General features: G+C 51.2%; 15 protein-coding genes. 2 read left to right on the plus strand and 13 right to left on the minus strand.

All coding sequences use genetic code 11. The annotated features are described in order from the left end of the window. Window positions 1-152: 152 nt before the first annotated feature. The 5 genes from E2566_RS12165 to pgpB form a co-directional block, all read right to left on the minus strand. Window positions 153-1,250, minus strand: a complete 1,098-nt coding sequence (locus E2566_RS12165) for an ABC transporter permease (protein WP_107167575.1) — start codon at window positions 1,248-1,250, stop codon at window positions 153-155. Between the two features lies 1 nt (window position 1,251). Beyond that, window positions 1,252-2,805, minus strand: coding sequence for a sugar ABC transporter ATP-binding protein (locus E2566_RS12170; protein WP_107167576.1), 1,554 nt, complete (start codon window positions 2,803-2,805; stop codon window positions 1,252-1,254). Further along, a complete protein-coding gene (locus E2566_RS12175) occupies window positions 2,805-3,437 on the minus strand; it encodes a DUF2291 family protein (protein WP_107167577.1) in 633 nt (210 codons plus the stop codon). The genes E2566_RS12170 and E2566_RS12175 overlap by 1 nt, the downstream gene beginning before the upstream one ends. 44 nt (window positions 3,438-3,481) lie before the next feature. Continuing rightward, window positions 3,482-4,423 (minus strand): D-ribose ABC transporter substrate-binding protein, encoded by a 942-nt coding sequence (locus E2566_RS12180; protein WP_005972510.1) that lies wholly within the window; start codon window positions 4,421-4,423, stop codon window positions 3,482-3,484. A 346-nt stretch (window positions 4,424-4,769) separates the two neighbouring features. Next, window positions 4,770-5,546, minus strand: a complete 777-nt coding sequence (pgpB, locus tag E2566_RS12185; protein ID WP_107167578.1) for a phosphatidylglycerophosphatase B — start codon at window positions 5,544-5,546, stop codon at window positions 4,770-4,772. A gap of 279 nt (window positions 5,547-5,825) precedes the next feature. Here pgpB and ribA point away from each other — a divergent pair, with 279 nt between their 5' ends. Further along, window positions 5,826-6,419, plus strand: a complete 594-nt coding sequence (gene ribA / locus E2566_RS12190) for a GTP cyclohydrolase II (RefSeq protein ID WP_107167579.1) — start codon at window positions 5,826-5,828, stop codon at window positions 6,417-6,419. Between the two features lie 105 nt (window positions 6,420-6,524). On the opposite strand, the gene E2566_RS12195 is transcribed toward ribA, so the two are convergent. The 3 genes from E2566_RS12195 to E2566_RS12205 all read right to left on the minus strand — a co-directional run bounded on the left by E2566_RS12195 (window position 6,525) and on the right by E2566_RS12205 (window position 12,745). Continuing rightward, complete coding sequence (locus E2566_RS12195; RefSeq protein ID WP_107167580.1) at window positions 6,525-8,159, minus strand: ABC transporter substrate-binding protein; 1,635 nt, start codon at window positions 8,157-8,159, stop codon at window positions 6,525-6,527. Window positions 8,160-8,369: 210 nt separating this feature from the next. Continuing rightward, entirely contained in the window at window positions 8,370-11,042 is a 2,673-nt protein-coding gene (acnA, locus tag E2566_RS12200; protein WP_107167581.1) for an aconitate hydratase AcnA, read from the minus strand. Between the two features lie 419 nt (window positions 11,043-11,461). Further along, entirely contained in the window at window positions 11,462-12,745 is a 1,284-nt protein-coding gene (locus tag E2566_RS12205) for a dicarboxylate/amino acid:cation symporter (RefSeq protein ID WP_107167582.1), read from the minus strand. A gap of 890 nt (window positions 12,746-13,635) precedes the next feature. Here E2566_RS12205 and gstA point away from each other — a divergent pair. Continuing rightward, complete coding sequence (gstA, locus tag E2566_RS12210; RefSeq protein ID WP_107167583.1) at window positions 13,636-14,244, plus strand: glutathione transferase GstA; 609 nt, start codon at window positions 13,636-13,638, stop codon at window positions 14,242-14,244. Window positions 14,245-14,290: 46 nt separating this feature from the next. Here gstA and pdxY read toward each other — a convergent pair whose 3' ends face one another. The 5 genes from pdxY to anmK all read right to left on the minus strand — a co-directional run bounded on the left by pdxY (window position 14,291) and on the right by anmK (window position 19,065). Next, a complete protein-coding gene (gene pdxY / locus E2566_RS12215) occupies window positions 14,291-15,151 on the minus strand; it encodes a pyridoxal kinase PdxY (protein WP_107167584.1) in 861 nt (286 codons plus the stop codon). An 84-nt stretch (window positions 15,152-15,235) separates the two neighbouring features. Continuing rightward, window positions 15,236-16,513, minus strand: coding sequence for a tyrosine--tRNA ligase (tyrS, locus tag E2566_RS12220; RefSeq protein ID WP_107167585.1), 1,278 nt, complete (start codon window positions 16,511-16,513; stop codon window positions 15,236-15,238). 234 nt (window positions 16,514-16,747) lie between these two features. Beyond that, window positions 16,748-17,431, minus strand: a complete 684-nt coding sequence (pdxH, locus tag E2566_RS12225; protein WP_107167805.1) for a pyridoxamine 5'-phosphate oxidase — start codon at window positions 17,429-17,431, stop codon at window positions 16,748-16,750. Between the two features lie 107 nt (window positions 17,432-17,538). Further along, window positions 17,539-17,856 (minus strand): MliC family protein, encoded by a 318-nt coding sequence (locus E2566_RS12230; RefSeq protein ID WP_107167586.1) that lies wholly within the window; start codon window positions 17,854-17,856, stop codon window positions 17,539-17,541. 96 nt (window positions 17,857-17,952) lie between these two features. After that, window positions 17,953-19,065: an anhydro-N-acetylmuramic acid kinase gene (gene anmK, locus E2566_RS12235; RefSeq protein WP_107167587.1), complete on the minus strand. Its 1,113-nt coding sequence runs from the start codon at window positions 19,063-19,065 to the stop codon at window positions 17,953-17,955. Between the last annotated feature and the right edge of the window lie 135 nt (window positions 19,066-19,200).

Below are 19,200 nucleotides of genomic sequence, written 5' to 3' on the forward strand. Positions count from 1 at the left end.
TTTACTCAAAACGAATATTTATTCACGTTGAATCAAAAAATTGCGCTCAAATCGGGCCTCGGTATGCCTACCGACATCGCTCCCGCCACAACCCAACGCCCCGTGCGATCTACACTAAAATGCTATCTATACATAAATGCCTCTACGCCTAACTAAGCGCCTTCCGCCACGGCCTTCTGCGACACAATCGCGGCCTTGTGCTGCATACGGTTCTGCATCTGGTCGATAATCACCGCCACAATAATGACGATGCCTTTAATCACCATTTGCCAGAATTCACTCACGCCCATCATGACCAGCCCGTCAGCAAGAATCCCGATGACAAACGCCCCTATCAGCGTACCCAGAATGGTGCCGCGTCCTCCCGCCAATGACGTTCCGCCGAGCACCACAGCAGCAATCGCGTTCATTTCAAAAGCGGTACCCGTCGCTGGGTGGCTGGCGACCAACTGAGAGGACACCACGATGCCCGCGATAGCAGCACAGAAACCGGAAATGGTGTAAACCCAGACTTTGACCTGACGCACTTTGACACCCGAAAGCTCTGCGGCACGCTCATTGTCGCCAATCGCGTAGACATGGCGGCCAAACGGCAGACGGCGCGCCACATAGGCAATCACCAATGCCAATACCAGCATCAGCCAGATAGCCAGCGGTAAGCCCAGGATCGTGCCGGAGCCAATCAACTCAAAGCCCGTATTCCCCAACTGCGGGTTACCACCTAAGCCGGGGAACGTTTCTCCACCGGAAATCAACATCGACGCCCCACGCACGATGTACATCGTTCCCAACGTGCAGATAAAGGGCGCAACGTTATACCGTGTAATAATCCAGCCGTTGATGGCACCGATGAGCGCGCCGATCAGCAGCACAACGGGCACGATGACCCACACGCTGGGGAAAATTGCGATACCAAACATAGGCAGCACAATGCCCTGAGTAATCATGTAGCCCGCCACCATGCCGCACAGCCCTAACGTGGCACCGATTGACAGGTCAATCCCGGCGGTGATGATGACAAACGTGATGCCCAGTGCCAGAAACGCATTGATGGCAATGTGCTTCACCATAATGATCAGGCTGCCTGTCGCCAAAAATCCGGGCACCGTGAAGGCAAAGAACCCCAGAATCAGGAACAGCGCGATGAACGTGCGCAGCCTGAGGATCAACAGCAGAATGCTCTCTCGTGAGCGTACAAACTTACCCGGGGATAGCGCACCTGACGCCGCCGGAAGGTGAGTCGTTTTCATGTCAGAACCCTTGTGCACTTGCCGAAACCAATGCCGACTCGCTGGCCGACTGACGCACAATATTCGCCGTCAGTTTGCCATTCGACATCACCAAAATACGGTCCGATACCGCCATAATCTCTTTCAGATCCGAGGTAGAAAACAGCACACCGATCCCCTGCTCAGAGAGCCCGACCATCATTTCAAACACATCGGCTTTGGCACCCACATCGATGCCCCGCGTCGGTTCATCCAGCAACAGCACCTTAGGGCTAGTCAGCAGCGAGCGGCCAATGACCACTTTTTGCTGATTGCCACCGCTGAGCGCCTGAATTTCCACCTCGGGTGAAGACACCTTGATGGCTAGCTGCCCAATCGTGCTGGCTACCACTTCTTGCTCCTGTCGCTGGAAGATCGCCATACCGTATTTCAGCCGTCGCCACAGGCTGGCGATAGTGAGATTAGAAGCCACCGACGAGAGCGGGAAGATCCCGGTTTTTTTGCGATCTTCCGGCACCAGACTCATCCCCATACGAATGCGTTGCGCAGTAGAAAGACGCGGATTAACCGGTTTGCTATCCAGATAAATCTTGCCCAGATAATCATTCTGAATACCCAGCAAACACTCAAAAAGCTCCGTGCGCCCCGCCCCCATCAGTCCGTAAACCCCAACGATTTCCCCTTCGCGCACCATCAGCGAGACATCATTCACCACCTGATGCCCTGCATCATTGAGGCAGGTAAGGTGTTCCGCTTCCAATATCGGCGCACCGAACGTTCTGCCCGGATGCAGGAAACTGGTGACAGGGTCACCGCCGAGCATTTCCCGCACGATCCACGGTACATCGATGTCGCTGACCGCCGCTTCCGCCTGAAAACAACCGTCACGCAGGATGGTGATGTAATCGCCAATCGCCATCAGTTCTTCTAGCCGGTGCGAAATGTAGATGATGGATACATTCTGGCGGGTCAGTTCGCGGATCACGCGAAACAGAATCTCCACTTCGGTTTTACTCAGCGCGGAGGTCGGTTCGTCGAGAATCAGAATGTCGGCCTGATCCGCCAGCGCCTTGGCAATTTCTACTAGCTGCTGCTGGCCGACTTTCAGGCTAGCGACTTCGGTACGCGGCGAAATAGCCTGATCGAGACGCGCCATCAACTCCGCCGCAATCCGTTCCTGTTCCTGATAATCGATAGGCGCAACGCCCTTTTGCAGTTCCCGCCCCAGAAAAATATTCTCCGCCACGCTCAGGTTTTCAGACAGGTTAAGTTCCTGATGCACCATGCCGATGCCTTTCGCCGCCGCATCGCGGGTATCCGCTATGTGCACCACGTCGCCATTTAGCAGAATCTGGCCGGACGTAGGCTGCTGTACACCAGCCAGAATCTTCATCAGCGTCGATTTGCCTGCTCCGTTTTCGCCAATGATCACGTTGACCTTGCCGCGATACACGTTGTAATCGACGTTATCCAGCGCCTTGGTGCCGGGAAACAGCATGGTGATGCCTCGGGTTGCCATCACAATTTCGGGACGGTTAGCCGCATTGGGTTGTAGAGAGACATCCGGTTTTTCCATTATTGCGCCCCTCCATTGCTCGTACTGGTCAGGTTTAACGTCATCGGCACCGCATCGCTGATACCCTGTTTCGTCACCACCAGCGCCACCAACACGTTAGCGGTTTTACCTTGCACACTGGCATTCAGTTCTGGCAATGACGCGATGGCTTTGCTATTCAGCGCACGCGCCAATTGGGCAAATTGCACCTGATTCTTGAAATCATCAAAGCGGATAAACCCTGCTGCATCGCGAATCGCATTGCCTTTGACTATCGGCCCCAACTGAAGCGTGACGGCGTCACCTTTTACATCAAGCGTCAATTTTCCTTCACGGCTTTCCCGATCAATCCCACTGACCGTGCCCTGAAGCCGTGCATAGACGGCTTTACGTGCCGTTCCCTCCAGCGCTGCCTGCATTTTCTTCACGTCATCCCAGGACAGCGCCTGCTGCTGCGCCGCAGGGAGCAACGTTGGTTGCCACAGCGCCGTCGCGATATTCTCTGGCGTCATGGTGCTATAGCCCGGCGTAGATGTCGGATCGACCGGAATGATCGGCTTACCGTTTTCATCCAGATCGACCACCGTACAGGCAGACAGCAGCAAGGCACAAAGCCCAATCCAGCTGGCGCGATATCGTTCATCAAACAACATAACGACTCCTCTACCTGCGGGAGCTAACGCTCCCGCTGCCTCAATTACGGTTTCAACGCAAAAGTGTTGAGTTTGTTCGCATTAGACTCATCGATCAGAATGCAATCCATCAGCTGTTTTTCATCGTGCTGTGCCTTGCCGTTCTTCAGGTAGTAATCCGCCTGTTCAACCGCCATCTGCGCCTGCTGCCAGCCGGGTTGCAGCACCGTGGCCTTGATGTTGCCTTTATTGATAATGGAATCACGCACGTAGTCGCTGCCATCAAAACCCACCACTATCACGTCGTGACGCCCCGCCGCTTTCAGCGCCGCTTCTGCCCCCAGCGCCATGGTATCGTTGCCGGAGATCACGCCGGTGATATCTGGATTTGCCTGCAAGATGGCTTCCATACGGGTAAAGGCTTCCGTCTGGCTCCAGTTCGCCGTTTGTCTGGCGACGCGTTTCATGTCGCTATACTGATCGATCACATCGTGATAACCCTGCGAACGGACGTGTGCATTGGTGTCCGACTCACGCCCAATCAGCTCAACGTACTTACCTTTCTGGCCCATCAGTTCGACAAATTTCTCCGCGCCGAGCTGCGCCCCCTGATAGTTATTGGAAACAATCTGCGCCACGGCCACGCCGGTTTCATTGATTTCACGGTCGATCAGGAATGCGGGAATACCCGCCGCTTTCGCTTTCTTCAGTGGTCCAATGGTGGCATCAGCCCCGGCATTATCCAGAATGATGGCTTTCGCCTTGCGGGCAATGGCAGTTTCAATCAGTTGATTTTGCTTACTAACGTCATCGTCGTGCGAGGCCACCAGCGTGGTGTAGCCCAGCTCGGCAGCTTTTGTTCTGGCACCTTCGGCTTCCGCTTTAAAGAAGGGGTTGTCGTGTGAAGGGGTAATAATGGCGATCAAGCCGTTATCTGCGGCGAACGTGCCAGCAGACAGGGAGAACATGATAGCCAGCAGGGAGGATTTCAGACGGTAAGGTTTCATTGTTATTCTCCTGTTTGAATATATATTCAATATTGAATTAACATTCAAATGAAGTTTTACAACCAACCGAAAAATTGTCCAACAGCAAAAACAGGAATAGCGAAGCAGCTCACAAATTGTTTACATTTTGTGCGAAGCGGTAATGGTGAGAAACGGTAAAAAAACAGAAACGAGAGCGATAAAAAATTGCTGGAGAAATTTTTAACGTTGCGTCAGCAATGGCTCACAGGGTGACGGACAAGGAAGTCCGTCATAAAAAAGCGGATGACGGATGCCATCCGCAGAGTACGCGCTACAGGAAATTATCTACGGGGTACAACCTACTACAGGAACGACAACTCAAGGGCTACGAGGATTTATTCTCAGCGGCATCCTCTTCTGCCTGTTCTTTGATTTCTTCATACTGGAGCGACAACGGGCCGCACCATCGCTGTGCCAGCCAACTTGCAACCACCACCAGCAGCCAGCTGATTAACGTCGCCACCACCAGATCCTGCGGCCAATGCATGCCGAGCACCAGACGGCTGCCCATGACGCCACTGGCCCAGAGCATCAGGATCACCACGGTTTTATAATGTCGGCGCGCCCACAGTAACCCAACGGCCAACAAAGCCCAGGTTGCGGCAAACAGGGTGTGCCCAGAGGGGAAAGCAAAGCCAGTTTCAAACTGCCAGTGGCTACGCAGCCATTGTGGGATCTGCGTTTGATCCTGCAACTGCGTTTTCACCAGTTCTGAACGTTCCTTACGCGGTAACGAGTAGAAATAGCTGTCGTCTACCTGATGATTTCTCTCCAGCCAGACAACATAAGGCCGGGATTCCTGCACCCACTCTTTAATCACCGATTTGATGCCCTGCCCAACCAACACCGTAATCGCCATAATAACCAACAGGCCGAGTGCAGGTTTCAGACGAAAACGCAGGCACCAGAGAAACCAGATGCTTAAGATAATGCTGGTCAGAATTCCCCACGGTGACGTCACTGTCTCGGTGACCCAAAAGAGTACGCGCAACCAAGCCCCACCATATTCCGGTTGCCACTGCCAACCGCTCATCCAGATAATCAGTGGCATAATCAGTAATAGCGCTGCGCCAATGGTGGTTCGTTTGGCAATGTCGTACATAATTTCTTCCCATAATTCAGCATGATGCTTTGCAACAAAACTTTCACAATTCTATCAGAAAATCCGACATGAACTGTCAGTATGGCGTAAAATAGCGCTCAGTTCTGTCAACGAAGTTGAAACCAAACTGAGGTCAGGTCACGCTATAGTTCAATTTTTGTGACGTTCTTAGACAGGCTTTTTTGCTGGTCAAGCGCGATAGGCAGCAGTAGGATTCGCCTCAGCACTTTTGTTTTTTGGACACAGCGTTTTTTGGATACCGCGTTTTTGGAGAAAAGTATGCAGCTAAAACGGGTGGCGGAAGCCAAATTACCCACTCCGTGGGGCGATTTTCTGATGGTGGGTTTTGAAGAAATCGCCACGGGCCATGACCACCTTGCGCTGGTTTATGGTGATATTTCCGGTTCAGTTCCCGTACTTGCCCGCGTACATTCCGAGTGCCTGACGGGAGATGCCTTGTTTAGCCTGCGCTGTGACTGTGGTTTCCAGTTGGAGGCCGCTTTGGGACACATCGCCGAAGAAGGTCGTGGCGTGCTGCTTTACCACCGTCAGGAAGGCCGTAACATTGGGCTGCTCAATAAAATCCGCGCTTATGCGTTGCAGGATCTGGGAGCCGATACGGTGGAAGCCAACCATCAACTCGGGTTTGCCGCCGATGAGCGCGACTTCACGCTGTGCGCTGACATGTTCAAGCTGCTGGGCGTTGATGAAGTTCGCCTGCTGACGAATAATCCGCAGAAAGTAAAAATTCTCAACGAAGCAGGCATCAACATCGTCGAGCGTGTGCCATTAATCGTCGGGCGCAACCCGAAGAATGAAAACTATTTGGCCACCAAAGCGGCAAAAATGGGACACATGCTGGACATGAAGTAACGTGTTCTACTGCATCGTATGAGAAAACGCTCTACACCAGAAAGCGTTACGTTAGAAAAGCCTTCATCCAAAAATAGCCGACTTTAGTCGGCTATTTCATTTCGGCTAGTGCTTGATGACGTACATATCTTTCGTGTAGTAATCGCCACGATAATCCGGAGCGAAACCACCAATATACGTCTTCGCCATTTGTGGCTGAACATAGTAATAGATAGGGATTAATGCCATATCTTTGTCTAAGATATCCGAGGCTTGTTGATAAATAGCCTCTTTTTCCTGCTTATCCTTCACTGTCAGCGCCTTTTTCAGTAACCCGTCATACTCGGCATTACTGTATTTGCCGTTGTTGCTGCTGTCATTGGTTTCCATCGTATTCAGGAAGGTACTTGCTTCATTGTAATCTCCCGTCCACGAGTGTCTGACCACTTCAAAGTCGCCAGTACGCACGGTATCCAGCATGGTTTTCCATTCCTGATTTTGCAGCGTCACTTCAAGACCAAGATTCTTCTTCCACATTGACGTTGCAGCAATCGCTATGCGCAAATGTGACTCTGATGTGTTGTAAAGCAGGGTGAATTTCAGCGGTTTCTTTTCATCAAAGCCAGCTTCTTTCAACAGTTTTTTCGCCTCAGCATTGCGCTGCTGCTGTGTCCAGCCTGCCCACTCTGGCTCTTTACGTTGAAAGCCCCCGACATTTTTAGGAATCAAACTGTACGCAGGCGTTTGCCCCATACCCAGCACGTTGTTCGCAATAATATTTTTATCCAAACTCAGATCCAACGCACGCCGGACACGTGGATCGTTGAACGGTGCTTTTTGCATATTGAAACGGTAAAAATAGGTGCTCATCAGTGGCGAAACTTTCACTTCTTGCGGGTAGTCTTTTTTCAACGAAGCGAACTGAATTGGCGACAAAATATTCGTAACATCAATTTCACCGGATTTATAGCGATTTAACTCCGCCGCTTGCGAGCTGATCGGCAGGTACGTGACTTTGTTAATGACGGTATGCGCATCATCCCAATACTGGCTATTACGTTTGCCAACAATACGTTCGTTCACCACCCACTCGTTTAGCGTATACGGGCCACTGCTGACGAAATTCGCGACCTGCGTCCAGTTCTCAGGGTGCTTTTCAATCACCGCTTTCGGTAACGGAACCATCACATAGAAGGACGACATCTCCAGGAAATACGAAATCGGGTGTTCGAGCGTTATTTCAACCGTGTGGCTATCCAGCGCTTTTATACCCAGTGATTCTGGCGCTTTCTTGCCCGCCATAATGTCTGCTGCATTCTTCACATACATACTGGAAACATAGCTGCCATAAGGCGACAGCGTTTTAGGGTCGCTAAGGCGTCGCCAGCTAAACACCACATCGTCCGCAGTAATCGGTGAGCCATCAGACCATTTGGCATCAGGTCGCAGGTGAAAGGTCCATACCGTATTGTCTTTATTCTCCCACCGCTCAGCTAGTCGTGGCTGTATCGTGCCGCTGTCTCCCACATGCACCAAATTGTCGAAGAAGTCACCGATGATATACCCTTCAACATTGCTTTCTACCTTATGCGGGTCCAGCGAGGCAGGCTCTGAACCATTGCCTCGTACCAGCTCTTGTTTGTCCGCCAATACCACACCAGCGGGAACCTGAGCAGCAAAAACCGAGGTTATCGCCCCCGTTGCACACAAAGTAAGAAGTAACACCGAGTGTTTAAAACGTTTTTTGATTACACCATTCATATAACCTCCTGTTATATCCGTCATCATTTAAGCAGTATCCGCGTTGCCATAAGGGCAGGTATGAGAAATAGTTTTTACTTATTCCACATAGAGTTAGCGTCACTATAACCTAACCACAATTCGCCTAAGGATACGAGGATTTAATGCGGAGAAACATGCGCGGGTACACCCAAAAATGTACCCGCGCGGCAAGACTAAGCGGAGGTTGCGTTACAACATATTGCGGATAACGTAATGCAGGATGCCGTCATGCTGGTAATAGGTCAGCTCATTACGAGTGTCAATGCGGCAGCGGGTCTTGATCGTCCGCGTATTGCCATCCGCCCCCGTGATGTTTACCTCAACGGTGGCACCCGGTGTCAGTTGATTTAATCCCGTGATCGAGATTTTTTCATCCCCGGTTAATTGCAGCGTTTTACGCGTCACGCCATCAGGAAACTCCAGCGGCAGAATCCCCATTCCAATCAGATTAGAGCGGTGGATACGCTCGAACGATTCGGCGATCACCACGCGGACGCCCAACAAACGAGGGCCTTTTGCTGCCCAGTCGCGGCTAGAACCGGAGCCGTACTCTTTACCGGCAAACAGCGCCAGCGGGATAGTGTCGTCCTTGTAGCGCATCGCCGCGTCATAGATCGTCATCTCATTCTGCGACGGAATATGGCGGGTATAGCCGCCCTCTTTACCCGGCACCATCTCATTACGGATACGAATGTTGGCAAAGGTGCCGCGCATCATCACTTCATGGTTACCGCGCCTTGAACCATAAGAGTTAAACGCTGTGGTTTCGACGCCGCGCTCCAGCAAGTATTTCCCTGCCGGACTATCGCGTTTGATATTACCCGCCGGAGAGATATGGTCGGTTGTGACCGAGTCTCCCAGCATCGCCAGAATGCGCGCGTTGTGGATATCCTGAACCGGTTCTGGTTCTTTCTCCATATCAAGAAAGAAAGGCGTTTGACGAATATAGGTCGACTCTTGCGGCCATTGATAGGTGGGGTTGTTGTCGACCTCAATGTCCTGCCACTCCTGCGTTCCTTCAAACACCGCCGCATATTGTTGGTGAAACATACCAGCACTGACGTTCAGTACCGCATCTGCCACCGCTTTCGTCGAAGGCCAAATATCTTTCAGATAGACCGCTTTGCCATCACGATCTTCCCCCAATGGTTCTTGCGTCAGATCGACATTCATATTTCCCGCCAGCGCATACGCAACCACCAGCGGCGGTGAAGCCAGCCAGTTTGTCTTCACCAGCGGATGAATACGGCCTTCAAAGTTACGGTTACCAGACAACACCGCGCCGACCGTCAGGTCACCTGCTTTTATCGCGGCTTCAATCGCATCCGGCAGCGGGCCAGAGTTACCAATACAGGTGGTACAGCCGTAGCCCACTAGATTAAACCCCAATTCATCGAGATACGGCGTCAGTCCCGCTTTCGCATAGTAATCCGTGACAACCCGTGAGCCCGGTGCCAGCGAGGTTTTGACCCACGGCTTGGTTTTCAGACCGCGCTCTACCGCATTTTTTGCCAGTAACCCGGCCGTCATCAGCACGCTCGGGTTAGAGGTATTGGTGCAGGAGGTGATCGCTGCAATCACGACCGCACCCTGCTGTAAGCGGTGCGTTTCGCCTTCCAACGTGAATTCTTCATAGTCAGAGCGATTCTTCACCGTGCTGACATCCAGTTCCCGACTGGCGTTGAACGCTTCCGGCACACCCGCTAAAGGGACACGATCCTGCGGACGCTTCGGCCCCGCCAGACTGGTTTCTACCGTTGCTAAATCCAGCGCGAGCTGGCTGGTAAATACCGGTTCATCCCCGGTATGACGCCACAGCCCTTGCAGCTTACTGTAGGCTTCCACCAGCGCAATCTGTTCTTCCGCACGGTTGGTCAACCGCATGTAGTCCAACGTGATGTTATCGATAGGAAAGAAGCCACAGGTCGCACCATATTCCGGTGCCATGTTGGCGATGGTTGCGCGATCCGCCAGCGGCAGCGAATCCAGTCCATCACCGTAAAATTCCACAAACTTGCCGACCACACCGTGTTTACGCAACATCTGCGTGACCGTCAGAACCAGATCGGTGGCGGTAATCCCTTCACGCATTTTTCCGCTTAATTTCACACCAACGACATCGGGGATCAGCATCGAAACAGGCTGCCCCAGCATCGCTGCCTCGGCTTCTATCCCGCCGACACCCCAACCGAGTACGCCTAAGCCGTTAATCATGGTGGTGTGCGAATCGGTCCCTACCAATGTATCAGGGTAGGCGAACTGCTTGTCGCCCTGCTTTTCGTACCAGATGGCCTTGGCGAGATACTCCAGATTCACCTGATGGCAAATCCCAGTTCCCGGTGGTACGACGCTGAAATGGCTAAAAGCATTCTGCCCCCAGCGCAAAAACTCATAACGTTCACGGTTACGCGCCATTTCCAATTGTGTGTTATCCGTTAGCGCCTGACGATCGCCAAAGTGGTCAACCGTAACCGAGTGATCGATAACCAAATCGACTGGCGACAACGGGTTAACCTTATTCACATCGCCGCCCAGCCTTTTCACCGCAGCGCGCATCGCGGCTAGGTCGACCACGGCAGGCACGCCGGTAAAGTCCTGCATCAATACACGCGCAGGACGATAGGCAATTTCCCGATCGACGTGACCGGTTTTCAGCCAGTCCACCACTGCCTGAAGATCGTCCTGCTCTACGGTGTCGCCGTCCTGGTGACGTAATAAATTTTCCAGCAAGACCTTGAGTGACTTCGGTAATTTATCGATATTACCCAGCGTTTTCGCCGCCTTCGGCAGGCTGTAGTAATGGTAAATCTGCTGTTGTACCGTCAGTGTGTCCAGACAAGTGTCGCGAAGGTGTGATGACATGCTTCCTCCCAAATTAACTTGCTATACCCGTCATACTTCAAGTGGTATGTGCATTGGCTGCGTTCACATACTCAGCCCGTCGTGGGCCTCGCCCTAAGGGCCGCTGCGAGCAGCGTTCAAATCTGCTCCAGGCAGATTTGCCACCCGAATCACTTACTTGTCGGGCGATTAATGAATAACCAGCCTGAGCTTGCGGTCTTATTTAAAGATAACACAAACAAAAAATAACGTTTTTGCAACAAGACGATATAAACGCAACGATAGCCGTTAGCTATTGAAAAGAAGCGCATCGGAATAAATACACATGGAAACGAGAATGGATGGAAAACAACAGCGGCAACGGGTGAAGGCTACGAAAGGCAATATAAAGAAGAACGGCCCGAAGGCCGCCTATCTCAGCACATTAATCTGACGCGAATTTAAACATTTCCGGTTGCCATCACAGAGGCCTCTTCGTCGGAATGGTCATGGTTTTGTTCTAGTTTGGCAACAACCGCTGTCGCCATGCCGTTGCCAATCACATTGGTCGCCGTGCGGCCCATATCCAGGAACTGATCGATACCAATAATCAGCAAGATACCCGCTTCGGGTAAGCCGAACATCGGCAGCGTGGCTGCCACTACCACCACCGCTGCGCGAGCGACGCCTGCCATGCCTTTACTCGTGATCATCAGCGTCAGCAGAATCAGCATCTGTTGCGTCAAACTTAGGTGGATGTTGTAGGCCTGTGCGATAAACAGAATCGCAAAAGCCTGATAGATCATCGAGCCGACAAGGTTAAAGGAATACCCCAACGGGAGTACGAAACTGGTGATTTTTTTAGGAACGCCGAACTCGCTCAGCGCCTCCATTGTTTTCGGATAGGCCGCTTCGCTACTTGCGGTAGCAAACGCCAGCATACTGGGCTCACGTAGCAATTTGATCAGCCCCCAGGTTGCTTTCTTCCCGAGGAACAGTGCACCAGCACCGAACATTAACCCCCACAGCAGCGCCAACCCAATATAGAACTCACCAATAACTTTGCCAAAGTCAAAGAGCAGCCCCAGACCTTCGGTCGTAATAGAAGATGCTAATGAGGAAAATACCGCCAAAGGCGCTAAACGCATGACATAATCCGTCACCCGAAACATCACTTTCGCCAGTTCTTCTATCATCGACTCCATCGTGACGGCATGCTTATTTTGGCCTTTCACAAAGGCCAGTGCCGAACCGAAAAACATGGAGAACACCAGGATCTGTAATATTTCGTTATTCGCCATTGCTTCGACGATGCTGCGTGGAAATATATGGGCAATAAAGCTTTTCAGTGTAAACCCGCCCGTGCTCACGCCCGCATCTACCTGTACCGATGCACTGGGTATTTCAAGATTCATTCCTACGCCTGGCTCAAAAATATTTGCCAACAACATGCCAATAAAAAGAGAAACCAGTGAAGAGCAAATAAACCACACCATGGCTTTCAGCCCTATTCGGCCGACGGAAGAAGAGTTCCCCATGCTAGCCAGACCAGAGACCAGCGTTGCAAATACCAATGGCGCAATGATCATTTTTATCAGACGAAGAAAAACATCGGTCACTAAATTAAAATAGGACACCACCTCTTTGGCTTCCTGCGCAGTCAATAAAGCGTGGCAAGCTCCGCCAACAATAATTCCTAAAACAATAGCCAAGGCTATAAAAAATAATAACCGGTTTTTTTTCATAGTAACCTCATGGTAATGAGTAAATTCAGGCAATACACATTATTAGCAACAGTGAGCCGCCTGACACACAATTGCACGCAACGTACGGTTTATCCGATTTTCGTCGTATTATCTGTGTGTTGGTATAATGCTCATCTCTACTCGATGAGAGCGTTTATTTTTCCAGCACTGCCGGGGAATGTTTTAACGACACGTGACGTATAATTGGAAATGTCGTAAGTAATTAATATTATGTGTTCGCTAAGAGAATCGTTGTGCATAGCTACCCCTCATTTGTTACACATGAAAAAATAAAGGGGTAATTCAGTCGAAATAAAACAAAAAAGACAACCATCCATACCCTTTCCTATTTCCAAAAATATTAATTAGACGCTAACGATGGAGAAATAACTTAAATTGACGCTATCATGAAAAATACGAAACCTGTCACTAATGAAATTTTTCTTATCAATAAATTTAGTAATAATTAATTAACTTCGATTACTCTCTCGGTGAAAAACATCATTCACATAGTTGATTTAACAAAATTTGCTCCCAAAAACAGACGGAATGCTTTATTTAGTCGTTTTACCCGCACTATCGTCTCTTCCACCTGCATCGTCTCTGGTGGCCAGTGAGCGATCCGTACCACCATCTGTTGTATGTATTACATGTGACATTGTTCTCTGCATGGGGTGCTCAAACCCACAACGTCGCCCGAGGATGGCATGATAATTTGCCTTTACTCCGTCAAAATCGCCCAAGTCTCATACGGCAGTCATACATAAGGAGTATTTTGGAAGAAGCCTCACACTCTATCGTTACGTTTTGTTGTAAAAAAACGACATGTCGTCATTCAACAATCATCAGCGCATGTGTTGGTGGAAAAATAATAATAGAAAGGGGTCTTCATGAAACTGTTTTACAAGGCTGAAAGCAGTTCTCTTTTTACGCACATCGTTTTGCTCGAATCCAAATTGGAGTTCAAACTGGAGAAGGTCAATCTACGCACGAAAAAAACAGAGCGTGGTATCGACTATATGTCCATCAATCCAAAGGGAATGGTGCCAGCGTTAGAACTCGATGACGGCTCGATCCTAACTGAAGGCGTCGCTATTGCTGAATACATCGCCGATCTGGTTCCACACTGTAACCTTATCGCCCCCACCGGGAGTATGGCACGCTACCATACGATTGAATGGCTGAATTACATTTCTGCTGAATTGCATAAAACGTTTACGCCGATTTTCCGCCCCGGCACGCCGGAAACGTATAAAGAACTATTGACTGAGTATTTGCAGGTCAAATTCCGTTATATCAATCTGGTGCTGAGTGAACAAAATTATCTGGTCGCCAACCGCTTCAGTATCGCCGATGCCTATCTGTTTACCGTAATGCGCTGGGCGCAGTCGTTAAAGCTGGATATGTTCCGCTACCCTGCGCTGGCCGCCTATCTCGACCATATTGCCGAGCGACCTTCCGTCGCTACCGCGCTAAAGGTTGAAAGGTTGAAAGGTTGAAAGAATAACATGCAATCACGCCCCGAGTTTCGGGGCGTGGTTCGTTTCACGACAGACGAACGGCCTGGAAATGATGGCGCGGATTGGCGATACCATCCTGAGCAGCAACCAATTGCAGTTCGTACTCATTCATCTCTTTCGTCACCAGCATAACTTCGTACACTGCCGCCGTTGTGTGCTCCAACGCTTTATCCAACGCGACGCCCTTCAGCAAATTCACCAGCAGCAATCCACTGGTCAAGTCGCCCACGCCAACAGGCTGGCGTTCAAACTCCACCAGCGGGCGGCTAATGTGCCAGGCATCCGTCGGCGTGACCAGCAGCATTTCGAAACTGTCTTCACGGCTTGCCGCTCGGCTAAGGTGCTTCACCAGAACGATTTTTGGCCCTTTTTCACACAGTGCACGGGCGGTCTCCACGGCTTCCGTCACGTTATGCACGGTACGGCCACCAAGCAGCTCCAGCTCAGGCAGATTCGGCGCGATAATGTCAGCCGCGAGTAGCGACTGCTGACAGTGAAAACCAGATACGCCGGGAGCAACAATACAGCCTTTCTCCGGCGTGCCCATCACGGGGTCACAGAAGTACAACGCCTCAGGATTAGCGGCTTTTACCTGCCGAACAATATCCAGAATATGTTCACCTTGCTCAGCAGAGCCGATATAACCACTCAACACCGCATTACACGTTTTCAGTTTGTCGATATTCGCAATACCCTGTACCACTTCAGTCAAGTGGCTGGCAGGCATCACACACCCCGTCCAGTGGCCATATTGGGTATGGTTCGAAAATTGTACCGTATTCAATGGCCAAACGTTTGCGCCCATCCGACGCATTGGAAACTCTGCCGCGCTATTGCCCGCATGACCAAAAACGACGTGTGATTGGATGGAAAGTATATTTTTCATTAGATATGACTCAAACCCTTGCCAGCGCCTATGCGCCTCAACTTACCAGAAGAAAGGGAGCTAACGCTCCCTTATCGGTGATGCTTATGCTTGCCAGCAGATCAGGCAATAGTGCTTTTTACCGCGACGCAATAAGGTGTAGCGATCAAACAGACGGTCAGCAGCACTGAAGATATATTCAGGATTCGCCTGTTTTTCACCGTTAATCGTTACCGCATTCGACGCGATCATCGTGCGCGCTTGACCGCGTGACGGCACCAACTCGGCACTGACCAGCGCCTGTTGTAAATCCGCGCTGTTTTCCAGTTCGATAATCGGCATGCCATCCTGAGCAAGCTGAGCAAAGTCGTCCTGCGTCATATCCTGCAACGCGCCAGAGAACAGGCTTTGCGTGATGCGGCGCGCGGCTTCCAGACCCGATTCCCCGTGTACCATACGCGTGACTTCTTCCGCCAGCACATACTGAGCGCGTGGCGCTGTGCCGCTATTCTTGTCTTCTTCTTCCAACGCATCGATGTCTTCGAGGCTCATGAACGTGAAGAATTTCAGGAAGCGGTACACATCGGCATCTGCCGTGTTGATCCAGAACTGGTAGAATTTGTAAGGGCTAGTTTTGCTAGCATCCAACCAGATTGCGCCGCCTTCCGTTTTACCGAATTTCGTGCCATCAGATTTGGTGATCAGTGGCACGGTCAAGCCGTAAACCTGCTTCTGGTTCATACGGCGCGTCAAATCGATACCGGATGTAATATTACCCCACTGGTCAGAACCACCGATTTGCAGTTCGACGCCATGCTGCTTGTTCAGCGAGGCAAAATCATATCCCTGCAACAGGTTGTAAGAGAACTCAGTGAATGAAATACCCACATCATCACGATTTAAACGCTGCTTGACGGCTTCTTTGCTAATCATCTGATTAACCGAGAAATGTTTACCGATGTCACGCAAAAAATCCAGCACGTTCATACTACCGAACCAATCGTAGTTATTCGCCGCAATCGCGCTGTTTTTACCGCAGTCAAAATCCAGGAAGGGAGAAACCTGACGACGAATTTTTTCTACCCATTCGCCCACGGTTTCAGCCGTGTTCAGTTTACGCTCTGTGGCTTTAAAGCTTGGGTCCCCAATCAGTCCTGTCGCCCCACCGACCAGCGCAACAGGCTGGTGCCCAGACAGTTGGAAGCGTTTCAGGCAGAGCAGTGGCACCAGATGCCCCAAATGCAAGCTGTCAGCGGTAGGATCAAAACCGCAATACAGTGCAATTGGCCCTTGCGCCAGCCGCTCTGCTAACGCTTCCTCATCCGTCACCTGGGCAATCAAGCCCCGCTCTTGCAATTGTTTAATCAGGTTACTACTCGCCATCGATAACTCCATTTTTATAAAAACAGGCCGTTACGTTCCCTTTGGGTTTACGCACAGAGCCGTGAGGGATGCGCAGCATACCTGTCTGCTGTCGCATAATGATTTCGCTGCTGCATTACCTTACGCAACAGACTACGAACGCCATATCGCTGGGCAATGTCCAGCCAACGCGAAACTTCATAGGATAAAGTGCCGATGGTAGGAGCGCCAGCGTTTAACACGGATATTTCGTGATTAAGGCGCTAAACGATCAATCTGCCAGCCCTCTTCCTGTCGCTGGTAGAAAAATCGGTCATGCAAGCGGTGTTCACCGCCTTGCCAGAACTCCACAGAATCGATAACGACGCGGAAGCCGCCCCAGAAACTCGGCAAAGGGACTTCGCCACTTTGGAATTTTTGCTTCAATTCTAAAAATTTGCTTTCCAGCACACCGCGCGCTGAAATCCGGCTGGACTGTTTTGATACCCACGCACCAATCTGGCTATCTTTCGGACGACTATGGAAGTATTTCAGCACCTCAAGCGTCGGCAGTTTCTCTACTCGTCCCAACACCATCACCTGCCGTTCCAGCATATGCCAGGGGAACAGCAGGCTGATACGTGGATTGTTTTCCAGATGATGCGCTTTGCGGCTGCCCATATTGGTATAAAACACCATGCCTTTTTCATCATAGTGTTTGAGCAGAACGATGCGCTGATAGGGCTGCCCGTGTTCATCAACGGTCGCGACAGACATCGCAGTAGGATCGGCCAGTTTCGCTTCACAAGCCTGTTTCAGCCAGCGTTCAAATAAATCCAGCGGGTTAGCGGGGAGATCGCGACGACGAAGCCCGCCTCGCGTGTATTCGCGGCGGATGTCGGCAATATCGGCGGGTTGAATAAGAGGCGTACCGTCAGAGAGGGAGCGTTCCTGAGTCATAATATCCTGCTGTCGCAATGTCGGGCCAGAAGCGGGCGAAAATCCCATTCTGCTCCCGTACCCGAAAAATCGCAATCAGCAGTGACACTGCTCACATTCAGCGTCAGTTACATCGGTGCCAACACGCAATCGTCAACAATAACGCGTTCACCCCGTTGGATAAATGCACGATCGCCTTTGCTCCAGAACGTATAGGTATCATTGCTGTACCTGACCCCAGAAGCAGACACCACTTGAGGAAGCACCAGGCGTTCGCCGTCGAGCAGGAAACTCACCTGTGCAGGCGTTTCTCCACCCTGCTGTAGCGTGACAGTTAGCGGCATCGTGCCACATTGATAATGCAGCGTTTCCACCGTCTGTTTATGACCAAAATAGCTGCATCCGCTCAGCAGAATCAGCGCTGTCCCCGCCAGAAATTGTTTCATTTTCTCTCCTGTTATTCTTGTCGATGGCGGCAACTGGCGCTGCCGCTCACTTAAGTTTAACAAGAGGATAACGATGAACCTCTCGGCAAAATCCGATTAATCCGCGCTGACCGGATAAATCGCGCCTAACACCGTTTCCTGACTCGCTCCCGTGACGGACGGCAGATTGCCCGGCAGCCCTGATAGCGTGCGTGACGCCAGCCAGGCAAATGCCAGCGCTTCCATATCATCGCCGCTCACACCACATTCATCCGTGGTGCTGACTTCGATGCCCGGCAGCAGAGCCGAGAGACGCATCATGATGAGCGGGTTACGCGCACCGCCGCCACAAACCAACAAACGCTCACATCCACCAACCAATAGCACCTGTTCAGCAATGCTCATGGCTGTCAATTCGACCAGCGTCGCCTGAACATCCTGCGGCGCAATCGGCGGCAAACCAGCCAGCATTCTTTCCAGCCAGCCCAGATTGAAATACTCACGTCCGGTGCTTTTCGGTGCCCGTAACGCAAAATAAGGATCGGTCAACATCCGACGTAGCAATAGCGGATTCACCTGCCCGCTTACCGCCCACACTGCGTCTTTATCATACGGTTGTGCGCAATGCCGCCAGATCCAGGCATCCAGCAGCATATTCCCCGGCCCGGTATCGTAACCGCGCACGGGCGCACCTGGCACCAGCAGTGACAGATTGGCGATCCCGCCGATATTGAGCACAATACGACGTTCGACAGGATGCAGTAACAACGCATGATGGAATGACGGCACCAGCGGGGCACCTTGTCCGCCATAAGCTAAATCACGGCGACGAAAATCACCCACAGTGGTAATGCCAGTTAATGCGGCAACGCGGTTATTATCGCCGATCTGTAACGTACACGGTGCATCTCCCGTAGGCTCGTGCCAGACCGTCTGCCCATGGCAGCCAATTGCGGTAATATCCTGTGCCCCCAACGCGGTCTCTTTAAGCAGTGTCAGTACAGCTTCGGCAAACAAAATACCTAAACGTGTATCCAACTGCCCCAGCGCTGACAGCGTCACAGCCTGCCCCTGACACATCCCAAGGATGGCCATTTTAATATCCTGCGGTATCGGATGACAGTAGCTCGCCTGCTGTGCAACCGTATGCTCATCAATCGCGGCTAGCACAACATCGACGCCATCAAGACTGGTGCCGGACATCACGCCAATATATCTGCCTGACCTCATTATATAGCCTTTTCCCTATGGGATAAAAAGAGAACACCGATAACAACCGTTACGCTGAGAATAAAAATAGCACGTTAACACGCTGAATTATTAAAATTTTTACATTTTTGCCACACGGGTTAGGTTTTAACCAAA

The organism is Pectobacterium punjabense, assembly GCF_012427845.1.
GTDB lineage: Bacteria > Pseudomonadota > Gammaproteobacteria > Enterobacterales > Enterobacteriaceae > Pectobacterium > Pectobacterium punjabense.

Excerpts from the sequence above, each read along its gene's own strand:
- E2566_RS12165 (WP_107167575.1), bottom strand. The coding sequence starts at position 1,250 with ATGAAAACGACTCACCTTCCGGCGGCGTCAGGTGCGCTATCCCCGGGT.
- E2566_RS12170 (WP_107167576.1), bottom strand. The coding sequence starts at position 2,805 with ATGGAAAAACCGGATGTCTCTCTACAACCCAATGCGGCTAACCGTCCC.
- E2566_RS12175 (WP_107167577.1), bottom strand. The coding sequence starts at position 3,437 with ATGTTGTTTGATGAACGATATCGCGCCAGCTGGATTGGGCTTTGTGCC.
- E2566_RS12180 (WP_005972510.1), bottom strand. The coding sequence starts at position 4,423 with ATGAAACCTTACCGTCTGAAATCCTCCCTGCTGGCTATCATGTTCTCC.
- pgpB (WP_107167578.1), bottom strand. The coding sequence starts at position 5,546 with ATGTACGACATTGCCAAACGAACCACCATTGGCGCAGCGCTATTACTG.
- ribA (WP_107167579.1), top strand. The coding sequence starts at position 5,826 with ATGCAGCTAAAACGGGTGGCGGAAGCCAAATTACCCACTCCGTGGGGC.
- E2566_RS12195 (WP_107167580.1), bottom strand. The coding sequence starts at position 8,159 with ATGAATGGTGTAATCAAAAAACGTTTTAAACACTCGGTGTTACTTCTT.
- acnA (WP_107167581.1), bottom strand. The coding sequence starts at position 11,042 with ATGTCATCACACCTTCGCGACACTTGTCTGGACACACTGACGGTACAA.
- E2566_RS12205 (WP_107167582.1), bottom strand. The coding sequence starts at position 12,745 with ATGAAAAAAAACCGGTTATTATTTTTTATAGCCTTGGCTATTGTTTTA.
- gstA (WP_107167583.1), top strand. The coding sequence starts at position 13,636 with ATGAAACTGTTTTACAAGGCTGAAAGCAGTTCTCTTTTTACGCACATC.
- pdxY (WP_107167584.1), bottom strand. The coding sequence starts at position 15,151 with ATGAAAAATATACTTTCCATCCAATCACACGTCGTTTTTGGTCATGCG.
- tyrS (WP_107167585.1), bottom strand. The coding sequence starts at position 16,513 with ATGGCGAGTAGTAACCTGATTAAACAATTGCAAGAGCGGGGCTTGATT.
- pdxH (WP_107167805.1), bottom strand. The coding sequence starts at position 17,431 with ATGACTCAGGAACGCTCCCTCTCTGACGGTACGCCTCTTATTCAACCC.
- E2566_RS12230 (WP_107167586.1), bottom strand. The coding sequence starts at position 17,856 with ATGAAACAATTTCTGGCGGGGACAGCGCTGATTCTGCTGAGCGGATGC.
- anmK (WP_107167587.1), bottom strand. The coding sequence starts at position 19,065 with ATGAGGTCAGGCAGATATATTGGCGTGATGTCCGGCACCAGTCTTGAT.